Source organism: Trueperaceae bacterium (genome assembly GCA_019454765.1).
GTDB lineage: Bacteria > Deinococcota > Deinococci > Deinococcales > Trueperaceae > JAAYYF01.
Genome location: JACFNR010000008.1, coordinates 1 through 12,364, shown reverse-complemented (window position 1 = coordinate 12,364; position 12,364 = coordinate 1). Strand labels below are relative to the sequence as shown.

The 12,364-nt window shown below is 73.7% G+C and carries 12 protein-coding genes; 3 read left to right on the top strand and 9 right to left on the bottom strand.

Going from position 1 to position 12,364, the window contains the following annotated elements; all coding sequences use genetic code 11:
* Positions 1–217: 217 nt before the first annotated feature.
* The 3 genes from H3C53_04030 to H3C53_04020 all read left to right on the top strand — a co-directional run bounded on the left by H3C53_04030 (position 218) and on the right by H3C53_04020 (position 3,236).
* Positions 218–1,030, top strand: a complete 813-nt coding sequence (locus H3C53_04030) for an ABC transporter permease (GenBank protein ID MBW7915846.1) — start codon at positions 218–220, stop codon at positions 1,028–1,030.
* Between the two features lie 95 nt (positions 1,031–1,125).
* Positions 1,126–1,959: an ABC transporter permease gene (locus tag H3C53_04025; protein MBW7915845.1), complete on the top strand. Its 834-nt coding sequence runs from the start codon at positions 1,126–1,128 to the stop codon at positions 1,957–1,959.
* Positions 1,960–1,964: 5 nt separating this feature from the next.
* Positions 1,965–3,236: an acetyl-CoA hydrolase/transferase family protein gene (locus H3C53_04020; protein MBW7915844.1), complete on the top strand. Its 1,272-nt coding sequence runs from the start codon at positions 1,965–1,967 to the stop codon at positions 3,234–3,236.
* A 93-nt stretch (positions 3,237–3,329) separates the two neighbouring features.
* Here H3C53_04020 and rbsD read toward each other — a convergent pair whose 3' ends face one another.
* The 9 genes from rbsD to H3C53_03975 all read right to left on the bottom strand — a co-directional run bounded on the left by rbsD (position 3,330) and on the right by H3C53_03975 (position 12,231).
* Positions 3,330–3,728, bottom strand: coding sequence for a D-ribose pyranase (gene rbsD / locus H3C53_04015; GenBank protein ID MBW7915843.1), 399 nt, complete (start codon positions 3,726–3,728; stop codon positions 3,330–3,332).
* A gap of 144 nt (positions 3,729–3,872) precedes the next feature.
* Positions 3,873–4,757, bottom strand: a complete 885-nt coding sequence (locus H3C53_04010) for a D-ribose ABC transporter substrate-binding protein (protein ID MBW7915842.1) — start codon at positions 4,755–4,757, stop codon at positions 3,873–3,875.
* A 116-nt stretch (positions 4,758–4,873) separates the two neighbouring features.
* Positions 4,874–5,827, bottom strand: a complete 954-nt coding sequence (locus tag H3C53_04005) for a ribose ABC transporter permease (GenBank protein ID MBW7915841.1) — start codon at positions 5,825–5,827, stop codon at positions 4,874–4,876.
* The gene (locus H3C53_04000; protein ID MBW7915840.1) at positions 5,799–7,241 is read right to left on the bottom strand and encodes a sugar ABC transporter ATP-binding protein; all 1,443 of its coding nucleotides are present in this window, start codon (positions 7,239–7,241) and stop codon (positions 5,799–5,801) included. The genes H3C53_04005 and H3C53_04000 overlap by 29 nt, the downstream gene beginning before the upstream one ends.
* An 11-nt stretch (positions 7,242–7,252) precedes the next feature.
* A complete protein-coding gene (locus H3C53_03995) occupies positions 7,253–8,188 on the bottom strand; it encodes a ribokinase (protein MBW7915839.1) in 936 nt (311 codons plus the stop codon).
* A gap of 62 nt (positions 8,189–8,250) precedes the next feature.
* Complete coding sequence (locus H3C53_03990) at positions 8,251–9,342, bottom strand: LacI family DNA-binding transcriptional regulator (GenBank protein MBW7915838.1); 1,092 nt, start codon at positions 9,340–9,342, stop codon at positions 8,251–8,253.
* A gap of 137 nt (positions 9,343–9,479) precedes the next feature.
* Positions 9,480–10,343 carry a GNAT family N-acetyltransferase gene (locus tag H3C53_03985; GenBank protein ID MBW7915837.1) on the bottom strand — a complete coding sequence of 288 codons (864 nt, stop codon included), beginning with the start codon at positions 10,341–10,343 and terminating at the stop codon, positions 9,480–9,482.
* Positions 10,344–10,441: 98 nt separating this feature from the next.
* The gene (locus H3C53_03980) at positions 10,442–11,074 is read right to left on the bottom strand and encodes a GNAT family N-acetyltransferase (GenBank protein MBW7915836.1); all 633 of its coding nucleotides are present in this window, start codon (positions 11,072–11,074) and stop codon (positions 10,442–10,444) included.
* 56 nt (positions 11,075–11,130) lie between these two features.
* Positions 11,131–12,231 carry a hypothetical protein gene (locus H3C53_03975; GenBank protein MBW7915835.1) on the bottom strand — a complete coding sequence of 367 codons (1,101 nt, stop codon included), beginning with the start codon at positions 12,229–12,231 and terminating at the stop codon, positions 11,131–11,133.
* Positions 12,232–12,364 lie beyond the last annotated feature (133 nt).

Here is a 12,364-nt window from a genome sequence, read left to right as displayed (position 1 = left end):
ACCCGCGGGGTAGCGGAGCGGCGCCGGGCAGGGCCGCCCACCACGGCCGCCCTGCGGTATGCTCGCTGCCGATGAACGCAACTGGATGCGGACGTGCGCGGCACGACCGGCGCCGCCCAGGGGGAGCCTCGCCTCGGCCCGGGTGGCCCGCGCTGCCCGCGGTGGGGCCGGCGTGACGCGCGGCAGGATCCGCGGCGACAAGGGCCGCGCCGTCTTCATGGCCCTCCCCGCCACCTTCTGGCTGGTGGTCTTCTTCCTGCTGCCGCTCGTGTTCGTGGCGGTGGCGTCGTTCATGTCGCGCGGCGCGGGCGGCGCGCCGGTGGCGCCGGCCACCCTCGCGCAGTACGAGCGCACCTTCACCGTGTTCGGGCCCGTGCTGTGGCGCAGCGTCGGCGTGTCGCTCATCGCCACCCTCATCAGCCTGCTGCTCGGCTACCCGCTGGCGTTCTTCATAAGCCGGCGCCGCTCGCCCACCACCCGCATGCTCCTGCTCTTCCTCGTCATGTTGCCGTTCTGGACGAACTTCCTCGTCCGCACGTACGCGCTCATCACGATCATGCAGCGCGACGGGCTCCTCAACGGCCTCTTCCAGGGCCTCGGCGTCATCAGCGCGCCGCTGCAGATGCTGTTCACGCCGGGCGCCGTCATGGTGGGCCTCGTGTACGGCTACCTGCCGTTCATGATCCTGCCCATCTACGCCTCGGTTGAGGCGCTCGATAGGCGCTACGTCGAGGCCGCCAACGACCTGGGCGCCAACGACTGGACGGCGTTCTGGCGCGTCATCTTCCCCCTCACCCTACCCGGCGTGATCGCGGGCTCGATCCTGGTGTTCATCCCCGCCATCGGCGCCTACGTGACGCCCGACCTCATGGGCGGCACCCGCGGGCTGATGATCGGCAACCTCATCCAGGGCCAGTTCGGCGGCCGCGGCAACGTTCCGCTCGGCAGCGCCGTCTCGATGGTGCTCCTCGCCATGGTCTTCGTCAGCGTCCTCGTCTACACGCGCTGGGGCCAGCGGGAGGACGCGTGAGCGCGCGGAGCGCGGGGGCCCCCACCCGCACCACCACCGTGAGCGCCGGCAAGCTGCGGCGCGACCTCGCCGTGAGGCGCACGGGGCGCGTCGGCATGTGGCTGAGCCCGTTCCTCGTCTACCTGTTCCTGTGGGTGCCCATCCTCGTGCTGGTGGTCTTCAGCTTCAACGACGGCGCCTCGGTGAGCGTGTGGCGCGGCTTCACGACCAAGTGGTACGAGAACATCTTCGCCGGCACCATCTCGGCCGGCACGGAGGCCGCGCGCTTCCAGACCGAGCTCCTGCTCAAGGCGGTGCGCAACTCCATCCTGGTGGCCACCGTCGCCACCCTGGTGAGCACCGCCTTCGGCACCATGCTCGCCATGGCGCTGGCGCGCGGCCGGTTCTGGGGCCGCAAGACGCTCGACACGCTCTTCTACCTGCCGGTCGTCATCCCCGACATCACCCAGGGGATAGCGCTGGCCGTCTTCTTCAACATCGTCTTCGAGACGGTGCAGCGCCTCTTCGGGGTGCGGCTCGTGTCGGGCTTCGGCACCATCGTGATCGCGCACGTGGCGTTCAACATCAGCTACGTGGCCATCGTGGTGCGCGCGCGCCTGGCGGGCATGGACCCGCGCCTCGAGGAGGCGGGCCGCGACCTGGGCGCCAACCACTGGCAGACGTTCTGGCGCATCACCTTCCCCAACCTCCTGCCTGGCGTGCTGGCCGGGGCGCTGCTCGCCTTCACGCTGTCGCTCGACGACTTCGTGGTCACCTTCTTCAACTCGGGCGTGGGGACCACCACCATGCCGCTCTTCGTGTACGGCATGCTCAAGCAGCGCGTGCCGCCCGAGATCAACGCCATCAGCACCCTGATGATCCTCGCCTCCATCGTGCTGGTCGGCGGCTCCCTCCTCCTGCAGCAACGCGGCAACCGCGCGCGGGACTGACGACCGTGCGCACCGTCGACGCGGCCGAGGCGGTAGCTGTCGTCCGCTCGGGCGACCGCGTGTTCATCCACAGCGTGGCGGCGGCGCCCCAGGCGCTCATCGCCGCCCTGGCGGCGCGCGCGCCCGCGCTGCGCGGGGTCGAGGTCGTGCAGCTCCACACCGAGGGGCCCGCCCCCTACGCCGCGCCCGAGCTGGCGGCGTCGTTCCGCGTGAACGCCCTGTTCGTCGGCAAGAACGTGCGCGACGCCGTGGCGCGCGGCCAGGGCGACTACGTGCCCATCTTCCTCAGCGAGGTGCCGGCCCTGTTCCGCTCGCGCGCCATGCCGCTCGACGTGGCGCTCATCAGCGTGAGCCCGCCCGACAGGCACGGCTACTGCACGCTCGGCCCGTCGGTCGACGCCACCCGCGCGGCGGTGCAGTCGGCGCGAACCGTGGTGGCGCAGGTGAACGCCAACCTGCCCCGCACCCACGGCGACGCGCTGGTGCACGTGGACGACATCGACCTGGCCGTCTGGCAGGACGACCCCGTGCCCGAGGTGCGGCAGGCGAGCCTCACCGGGCTCGAGCGCACCATCGGCAACTACGTGGCCAGCCTGGTGGAGGACGGCGCCACCCTGCAGCTCGGCATCGGCGCGATCCCCGAGGCGGTGCTCGCGGCCCTGGCCGACCACGAGGACCTGGGCGTCCACACGGAGATGTTCTCCGACGGGGTGGTCGAGCTGGTGCGCCGCGGCGTCATCACGGGCGCGCGCAAGCGCAACCACCCCGGCAAGGTCGTGGCGAGCTTCGTGATGGGCACGCGCGACCTGTACGACTTCGTCGACGACAACCCCTCGGTGCTCCTGCTGGACGTGGCCTACACGAACGACACCGCAGTCATCCGGCGCAACCCGGCCGTCACGGCCATCAACTCGGCGCTCGAGATCGACCTGACGGGTCAGGTTTGCGCCGACTCGCTGGGCACCTACCAGTACTCGGGGGTGGGCGGGCAGATGGACTTCATCCGCGGGGCCTCGCTATCGGAACGGGGCAAGCCCATCATCGCCATGCCGTCGGCCACGTCCAGGGGCGAGAGCCGCATCGTGCCGTTCCTGAAGCCGGGCGCCGGCGTGGTGACCACCCGGGCGCACGTCAACTACGTGGTCACCGAGCACGGCGTGGCGTCCCTCTACGGCAAGAACCTGCGGCAGCGGGCGCGCGCCCTCATCGGGATCGCGCACCCGAGCCACCGCGAGGCGCTGGAGCGCGCCGCCTGGGAGCGCTTCGGGCGGGTCTAGTCGGGCGGGCCTTGCCGGACAGGTCCACCCGAGCGCGTCCGGCAGGGCGCCCGCCTCACGGCCCAGCCTCCTGCCCGGGCACCGAACCGCCCGTCAGAACGGCACCCCGGCCACCAGCACCAGGTTGCAGTAGGGGGTGAACTCGCCCGTGCGCACCACGGCGCGGGCGCCGGCGACGAGCCGCTTGAGCTCGGCGTGCGGCACGCGCTCCAGCGGCACACCTGGCGGCCAGCCCGCCTCGAGCGCGGCGGCCGCCGCGGGCGCGGCGCCCGGCTGCTCGGCGTTGGCCACGCCGCGCTCCACCACCAGCTCGCCCAGCAGCGCCGCCACCGCCTGCTGGAAGCCGGGCACGCCCGGCACGAGCGCGAGGTCGATGCAGCGCACGCCGGGCGGCACGGGCAGCCCCGCGTCGCCCACCACCAGGAGCTCGCCGTGGCCCATGCCGGCCACCAGCGCCGCGAGCTCCGCGTTCAGGATGCCGCTTCTCCTCATCAGACCCTCCCCCTGCCAGCAGGACTCCGGGGCGAGCGTTCCGGCTCGCCCCGGAGCCCCTGGACGTCACCGCGGTCGGTTCATCCCGACCACGTCACTCGCGCCGCGCCGCTTCGGCCGCGGCGCCTTGGCCGCGCGGAGTGCTCAGTTGCAGGCGTCGTTCGTGACGAGCTGCAGCCCCACGGCGATGCTCTGCTGCGTGGCCGGTGCGCCTTCCTTGATGATCTTCTGGGCGGCCCGCACGGCCTCGTCGCCGAGCATGGCGGGCTGCTGCGCCACCGTGGCGGCCATGGTGCAGGCCTTCACGGCGGCCACGGCGTCGTCGGTGGCGTCGAAGCCGACCACGAGGATGTCGCGGCCGCTTGCCTGGATGGCCTGCAGGGCGCCGAGCGCCATCTCGTCGTTGTGAGCGAACACGGCCGCGATGTCGGGCTGCGCCACGAGGATGTTCTCCATGACCGACAGGCCCTGGGCGCGGTCGAAGTTGGCCGTCTGCTTGGCGACGACCTCGAGGCCGGTGCAGTTGGCGGCGAGGTAGTCGTTGAAGCCCTTGCCGCGTTCGCGGGCCGCGGAGGTGCCGGCGATGCCCTCGAGCTCGACCACGTTGCCGCTGCCGCCCAGCTTGTCGCAGATGTACTTGGCCGCCAGGGCGCCGCCGGCCACGTTGTCGGACGCGATGAAGTAGGCGACGGTCCCGCCGTTGATGCCGCGGTCGACGGCGATGACGGGCACGTTGCGGCTGTTGGCCTCCATGACGGCCGGCACGACGGCGTCGGAATCGGTGGCGTTCACGATGAGGACGGCCACGCCCGACTGCAGGAGGTCCTCGATGTTGGAGATCTGGTTGCTGACGCTGTCCTGGGCGTCGGTGACGACGAGCTTGAGGCCAAGCTCGTCGGCGGCGGCCTGCGCGCCGTCGCGCAGCTGCACGAAGAACGGGTTGTTGAGCGTCGAGAGCGACAGTCCGATGGTCTGGGCGAACCCGGCGCCCAGCAGGGCGAAGATGGCGACGAACAGTAGCTTCCTCATGGTCCTCCTCCGCGGTCCCCGCGCGGTGCCCGCGCGGCTCTGACGGTGCCCGGCGCAAGGCGCCGGGCGGTCGACGGGACGCACCGGCCCCGGTACGGGCCAGCGTCCCACGGGGCTCACCCCTCGCGCTGTGACAGCACGCGGTCGATGAGCAAGGCGACGAGTATCACGCCCCCTTTCACGATCTGCTGGTAGAAGCTCGAGACGTTCAGCAGGTTCATGCCGTTGTTGATCACGCCGATGATGAGGGCGCCGACGAGGGTCCCCCACACGTTGCCGCGCCCGCCGAAGAGCGACGTGCCGCCAACCACCACCGCGGCGATGGCGTCGAGCTCGAAGCTCTGCCCCGCCGTCGGCTGCGCCGAGTTGAGGCGGCCCGTCAGCACGAGCGCCGCGACGGCCGTGACGAGGCCGGAGTAGACGTAGGTGAGGGCCAGGGTGCGCCTGACGGGGATGCCCGACAACCTGGCGGCCTCGACGTTGCCACCGACCGCGTACACGGCGCGCCCAACCGCCGTGTGGCGCAGCAGCACGTGGGTGAGTAGGAGCACTCCCACCATGATCCAGATGGGCATGGGCACCTTGAGGAAGGTGCCGTAGCCCAGCTGGCTGAAGAGCGGCGGCAGGCCGCTCACCGGCCGGCCGTCCGTGAGCACCAGGGTGGCGCCCCTGAAGATGGTGAGCCCGGCCAGCGTCACGATGAAGGCGGCCACGCCGGCGTACCCAACCACCACGCCGTTGAAGAGGCCCAGCAGGGCGCCGACGGCAAGCGCCACGAGCAGCACGAGCCAGACGGGCAGGCTCGTGGTCGTGGCCAGCATGGCAGCCACCACACCGACGAGCGCCAGCAGCGAGCCCACCGACAGGTCGATGCCCGCGCCGATGATGACGACGGTCATGCCGAACGCGATGATGGCGTTGACCGAGATCTGCCTGAGCACGTTGAGGACGTTCGAGGTGGTCAGGAACCTGTCGGACACGAGCGACAGGACGGCGACCATCACCAGGAACGCCAGGAACAGCCCGAAACGGGCCAGCAGGTCACGCCAGTTGACGCGCGCCGGTGACATGCGCCACCACCTCACTCTCGTCGAGGGGCCGCTCGAGCGTCACGGCGACGCGGCCCCCGCGGAAGACCATGACCCTGTCGCAGAGTCCCACCAGTTCGTCGGTGTCGGAGCTGGCCACCAAGATGGCCATGCCCTCACGCGCCAGGCCGTCGATGACGCCGTAGATCTCGCTGCGCGCCCCCACGTCGACGCCGCGGGTGGGCTCGTCGAGCAGGAGCACGCGCGGCTCGGTTGCCAGCGCCTTGCCGACGACGACCTTCTGCTGGTTGCCGCCCGACAGCTCGCGCACGCGCTTCTCGGGCTGCGGGGGCCGCAGGTTGAGGCTCTCCACCCAGCGCAGCGCCTCGCGCCGCTCCTTGCCGGCGTTCACGAACAGGCCGGCCACCAGTAGGCGCGGCAGGATGGCCATGGCGAGGTTCTCGCGCACGCTCAGCTCGAGCACCAGGCCGCTGAGCTTGCGGTCCTCCGGCACGAGGAACATGCCGAGGTCGATGGCGTGGTGCGGGGAGCCGACGCGCACGCCGCCAACGCGCGCCTTGCCGGCCGCGCCGAACAGGGTGGCGAGGACCTGACTGCGCCCGGAGCCGATCACGCCCGCCAGCCCGACGATCTCGCCCGGCCTGAGCTCGATGCGGCCGGGGGCGAGCCCGTCGTCCTCGAACTCGAACTCGACCGGCGCCTCCTCCGCCCTGGGCGTGGGCTCGCGGCGGAACCGCTTCACGTCGCGGCCCACCATGGCGCGCACGACGTCATCCGGGGTCAGGTCCGCCACGTCGGCGGTGGTGACCTTGAGGCCGTCGCGCAAGACGGTCACGCGGTCGGCGAGCTCGAACACCTCCTCGAGGCGGTGGCTGATGTAGACGACGCCGACGCCCTGCTCTTCCAGCTTCCTGACGAGCTTGAACAGGCGTTCGGTCTCGAGGCTGGAGAGGGCGGCGGTCGGCTCGTCGAACACGAGCACGCGCCGCTCGTGCCCCAGCGCACGAGCGATCTCGACGAGCTGCTGCTCCCCCACCGCCAGCGCGCCGAGACGCGTGAGGGGCGGCACCGCCAGCTCCACCTGCTCGAGCAGCGGCACGGCGCGCTGGGCGAGCCTGGCGTGGCTGACCCAGGTGCCCAGGTTGCCGAGGAAGAGGTTCTCGGCGACCGACAGGTCGGTGGCGAGCGCCAGCTCCTGGTACACCATGGCGACGCCGGCGGCCTGCGCGTCGGCGACGCTGCCGAAGGCCACGTGCCGACCCGCCACGCTCATCGTGCCGCTGGTGGCGGGCTGCACCCCGGCGAGGATCTTCATGAGGGTCGACTTGCCGGCGCCGTTCTCCCCCACGAGGGCGTGCACCTCGCCGGCGCGCAGGTCGAAGTCGACGCCTTTGAGCGCCTCGAACGTCCCGAACCGCTTCGTGATGGCCTTCATCTCGAGCAGGTTCACGCGCCCTCACCTCCGGCCAGCAGCCGCTCGACCTCGGCCAGCCGGGGCAGCGACGGCTGGGCGCCCGCCCGGGTGGTGGCGAGGGCGCCGGCGGCGCTCGCGAACCTCACCGCCTCGGCGAGCGACGGCACGCTGGCGCGCCCTTCCGCCAGGGCGAGGTGGTAGGCGAGGGCGCCCGCGAAGGCGTCGCCCGCCGCGGTGGTGTCGACGGGCACGACGCTGAAGGCCGGCACGTGGCCGTGCCTCGCGTCGCCGCGCGGGTCGGTGGGATCGACGCGCTCGGCCCACACGGCGCCGTCTGCGCCGAGCGTCACCACGGCGCGCGGGACGCTCCGGCAGAGCGCCACGGCCCACTCGGAGGGCGACCCGCCGGCCGCGGCCGCGCCCAGCTGGATGGCCGCCTCGTACTCGTTGACGAGGAGCACGCCCACGTCGGCCAGCTCGGCGTCGGCGAGGCGGCGCGCCGGCGCCAGGTTGAGCATGGCGGTCGCGCCGCCCTCGCGCGCGGCGGCGGCCGCCGCCAGGCTGACGTCGAGGGGGACCTCGAGCTGCAGCAGGAGCACGGCAGCCCCCGTCAGCGCGGCGCGCGCTGCGGGCGCGGCGAGGTCGGCCGGCGTCAGGTCGTGGTTGGCGCCTGGCGACACGACGATGCTGTTCTGGCCGGCCGCGTCGACCTGGATGAAGGCGACGCCGCTCGGGCGCTCGCTCCGCGCCAGGCCCGCCGTGTCGACCCCGGACTCCGCGAGGGAGGCCGCCAGGCGGTCCCCGAAGGCGTCCTCGCCGACCCGTCCGACGAACGCCACGCGCGCGCCGAGCCGCGCCGCGGCCACGGCCTGGTTGGCCCCCTTGCCGCCCGGGTGGGTCGCGTAGTCGGAGCCCAGCAGCGTCTCGCCGGGGTGCGGGTGACGCTCCACGCGCACGACCAGGTCCATGTTCACGCTGCCGACGACGGCGACGCGGGGTCCCGTCCGCCCCCTGGTGCCGGCGTCGACGGTCACGGTCCGCTCATCCTCCCCTCCGCTCTGGCGCCCTGGGCGCCGGTGAGGCCGGCGCCGCCCCGCGGGGCGTCCGACCGGTCGGGGGCGCGGGTGGAGCCCCGCACCACGAGTTCGACGGGGAGGACCACCTGCCTGGCGGCCCGCTCCGGGTCGGCCATGCGCTCGAGCAGCAGGCGCGTGGCGGCCGCGCCGATGGCCGCGAGGGGCTGGCGCACTGTCGTGAGGGGCGGGTCGACCAGGCCGGCCCACGGGATGTCGTCGAAGCCCACGACCGACACGTCCTCGGGAACGCGGGCGCCCAGCTGCCTGAGGGCGCGAACCACGCCCACGGCCACGGCGTCGTTGGCGCAAGCCACCGCGTCGAACCCGCCGGCGCGCAGCCGACGCAACACCGCGCCCGGCAGCTCGTGGGCGAAGCCGCTCTGCGCCTCCCACACAGGCTCGAGCGGGTCGAACTCGGTGAGGAAGCCGCGGCGCCTGGCGCGGGCGCTGGCGATGTCGTTGGCGCCGTGCAGCAGAGCCACGCGCTCGAGCCCGAGTTCGCGCAGGTGGGCGGCCACCAGGGCGCCGCCGGCCACGTGGTCGGCGAAGACCGCGTCGCGGTCGGCGACGGGGCGGTCGAGCGTGACGAGGGGGAGGTTGGGCAGCGTCAGGGCGGGCGCCGCGCCGGAGCGCCCGCGCGCCAGGCGGGAGGCCAGCGGGGCGGCCGGGTCGTGGGCGGGCACCCAGACGAGGCCGTCGACCCTGAGGGAGGCGAGGCGCTCGAGGGCCGTCGCCTCGAGTTCGGGGTCGTTCTCCGTGTCGTGCACCATCACGAGGAAGCCCGCCGCGCGGGCGGCGGTCTCGACGGCGTTGAGGAGCGCCGGGAAGAACGGGTTGGAGAGGTCCGGCAGCACCACGCCGAGGATGCCGGTGCGGCCCGTGCGCAGGGCGCTGGCCTGGCGGTTGGGGACGTAGCCCAGCTCGGCGGCGGCGGCCCTCACGCGCGCGGCCACGCCGGGCGTCACGCGCTTGGTGCCGCGCAGCACGTGCGACACGGTGGCGACCGACACCCCCGCGGCCTCCGCGACCTCGCGCATGCTGGCCACCGTTCACCTCCCGGCCCAAGGCGCTGCGGTTAAACGATTAACCGCTCTCCCTTCAGGCTAGCCGGGCAGGGCGCCCGGGTCAACGGGGGAGCGCCGCGCCGGGTATACAGGCGCGCGCATCCCACGGCCGAGCCGCGTCAGAGCGACCTCTCGAGCACCAGGTACCGGCGCGTGACGCGCATCCCGGCGCGCAGGTACAGCTCGGGCGCGCCGGTGGTGGCGGCGCCGTCCACCGTCAACGCCACCCGCCGCCGTCCAGCTGCGAAGCAGGCGCGGAACGCCTCGGCGAGGAGCGCCGCGCCGAGTCCGCGCCGTCGCCACGCCGGCACGACGCGGAGGCTCCGCACGAGGCCGGCGCCGCCGGCGTCGGCGGCGGCGCGCACGATGCTCACCCCCACCACCTCACCGGCGGCCTCCGCCAGCCGCACCTCGCCCGCCATGCCGGCCACGTGGCCGAGCCACTGCTCGAAGGTGTTGCCCGGTCGCCCCCACATGCCGGTGGAGCCAAGCTCGAACGCCTCGTAGGCGGCCGGCTCGTCGGCGGCGCCGCGGTAGTCGCGCACGCCGACCCCCGCGGGCCAGGCGGGCACGGGCGGCGGCGCCGCGAGCTCCGCCTCCATGCGGTAGACGGTGCGCGCCAGGCCGTAGCCGCGCCCGGCCAGCAGTCCCGCCAGGGTCGCGTCGCCGGCCGGCACGTAGTTGCGCACCGTCACGGGCGCCCCGGCGGCCAGCCGCGACGCCCGCGCCTCCGCCCAACCGGCGAGGTAGGCGGCGATGGCGTCCGCCTCGGCCGCGCCCGGCGCCACGAAGGCGTAGGCCGAGAGGAGCTGCGCGCGGCTCGGCACCGTGTCGAGGAGCGCCACCGCCCGCCCGTCGGGCCCGCGCACCAGCACGCTGTCGGCCGCCAGGTCGGCGCCCGTCCACTCCCGCACCAACCCCTCGGCCGTGGTCGTCGCCGCGCCCTCGTGGGCCAGCTCGTAGGCGGCCAGGAGCGTCGCCACCTCCGCCGCGTCGTCGTGGCGTGGCGACCCGGCGACGTGGCCTTCGGGCAGCCGCGGCCCCGCCCCGGGCGACCCCGGCCCGAGTGGCGGCGCCAAGCTCAGTCGCCGTCCAGGCCCGGGAAGTGCAGGTCGGGGTTGAACCAGACGATGAAGGAGGCCCAGTCGTCCGTGTAGGCGTCCTCGATGTAGCCGTGTATGAGGCCGTACACCTCGAAGCCGTTGCTCAGTTGGAAGGTCAGCGTCGGGTCGGTCAGCTCGCCGGCCACCACCTTCTCGACGTAGTCGGTGACCGACAGCGCGTCGCGGTAGCGGGGGTAGCCGGGCAGCTGGCCGCCGGCCACGATCCCCTTACGGCCCAGGCGCCGCACCAACGCCTTGCGCGCGTCATACAGCGCGCGCCCCAGACCGAACCCGCGGTAGTCGGGGTGGACGCTGATGTCGGCGCCGTAGTACCACGCCCCGGCCGGATCGTGGTTGGCGTACGTGCCGCCCGCGATGATGTCGTGGAACACGTGCTCCGGTCGCTGCAGGTCGAAGTCGACGAGGAAGCCCGAGCCGAGCCCGACCACGCGCTCCTCGGCCAGCGGGGTCCCGTCGGGGGCGTCCGCCGCCAGCGCCACGAACTCGCCCTCCGGGAAGCGCTCCTGGTGCTCCAGGAAGTGCGCCTCGGTCATGAGCTCGTGCTCCGCGAGGTTGGGGAAGCACACCCGCTGCAGCTCCGCCAGCGCCACGGCGTGCTCGGGCAGCGCCTGCGCGATGCGGAGTCGCGGTCGCGGGCGCGCGCCGCTCACGCAGGCACGTCCTCGAACGCGAACCGCTGGTACGACCCCTCGCTTGGGAGCCCCCGCACCGCCCACATCTCGCGGCCGGCGGGGCGCGTGACCACGCCGCCGCAGGTGCCCACGAAGCGGGGCGCCTCGCCGCGGTGGCAGATGTTGGCCTCGTGCGCCGTGACGGCCTGCAGGTCGCCCACCGTGAGGGCGTGACGGTCGAGGAGCCGCGCCGCGTCGGCCAGGCGCGCTTCCGAGTCGGCCTGCGACGCCGGCTCGCGCGGCCGCTCGACCGCCCGGGTGTCGTCGTGCAGGTTGTGGTTCGTGTGCACCACGGCGCTGTCCGCCAGCGGCGTGACGTGCCGCGCAGTCGGCATGGCCTCCACGTTGGCGCCCGCCCCCGTCGCGTCGAGGACGAGGTAGTTGTGCCCACCGGCTAGCGGGGCGCGCTCGAGCGCCGCCAGGGCGCCGGCCAGATCCTCGGCCTTCAGCATCTCGCGCACCACGAACGGCCACGTCACGCCCACGCGCCCGTCGGCGCTCATGAGGTTGTTGATGCCGACGCTCAGCCCGGTCTCGTTCATGCCGATCATGGCCAGCGACCCGGCCGTGGTGAACGCCAGGAACGCGGGCGCCCCCTTGGGCCGGCCCCGCAGGAGCACCACGTGCTCCGTCGAGCTCTCGTGCATGTCCCACGTCTGCCCGAACGCGGCGGCGCCGTCGACCATGCGCGAGCCCGGGACGAGGAAGGCCGTGCAGTCGTCGAGGGCGCGCGTCTCGAGCCGGGCGCCGCCGGCGCGGTTGGCGCCCGCCACGGTGTCGATGAAGTCCGTGAAGCCGCCCACCACGATGAGCTCGGCGAGCGACACGTCCGCCGCCTCCGCCATGCCCTCCAGCTCGGTCATCAGGTCGGGGGCGTAGGCGCGGTGGGGCTCCACGCACGCCTCGGCCAGCGCCAGCACCTCCCGGCGGCTCAGCTCGCGGCCCGTCCAGGCCGCCCCGCCGGCCAGCGCCACGCGCTCCTCGGCGTAGGCGCGGATGGCGGCGCGGAAGGCGCGGCCGTGCGCCACGCCGAACTCGAAGGGGGTGCCGACCAGGTCGAGGGTGGGTACGCTCATGGTGCCGCCATCATATGGCCCTCGCGTGAGCGCGGCCACCGGCCGCTGCCGTTGGCCGCGGCGGTCGGCCCCGGCGCGGCGGTCCGGCATGTCGCGCCGGCGGCCGGCGCGCCGGCGGCGGCGCGGCGGCGGC

Coding starts and splice junctions, on each gene's coding strand:
- H3C53_03975 (MBW7915835.1), bottom strand. CDS start 12,231: ATGAGCGTACCCACCCTCGACCTGGTCGGCACCCCCTTCGAGTTCGGC.
- H3C53_04010 (MBW7915842.1), bottom strand. CDS start 4,757: ATGAGGAAGCTACTGTTCGTCGCCATCTTCGCCCTGCTGGGCGCCGGG.
- rbsD (MBW7915843.1), bottom strand. CDS start 3,728: ATGAGGAGAAGCGGCATCCTGAACGCGGAGCTCGCGGCGCTGGTGGCC.
- H3C53_04025 (MBW7915845.1), top strand. CDS start 1,126: ATGTGGCTGAGCCCGTTCCTCGTCTACCTGTTCCTGTGGGTGCCCATC.
- H3C53_04005 (MBW7915841.1), bottom strand. CDS start 5,827: ATGTCACCGGCGCGCGTCAACTGGCGTGACCTGCTGGCCCGTTTCGGG.
- H3C53_04030 (MBW7915846.1), top strand. CDS start 218: ATGGCCCTCCCCGCCACCTTCTGGCTGGTGGTCTTCTTCCTGCTGCCG.
- H3C53_03995 (MBW7915839.1), bottom strand. CDS start 8,188: ATGGACCTGGTCGTGCGCGTGGAGCGTCACCCGCACCCCGGCGAGACG.
- H3C53_04000 (MBW7915840.1), bottom strand. CDS start 7,241: ATGAAGGCCATCACGAAGCGGTTCGGGACGTTCGAGGCGCTCAAAGGC.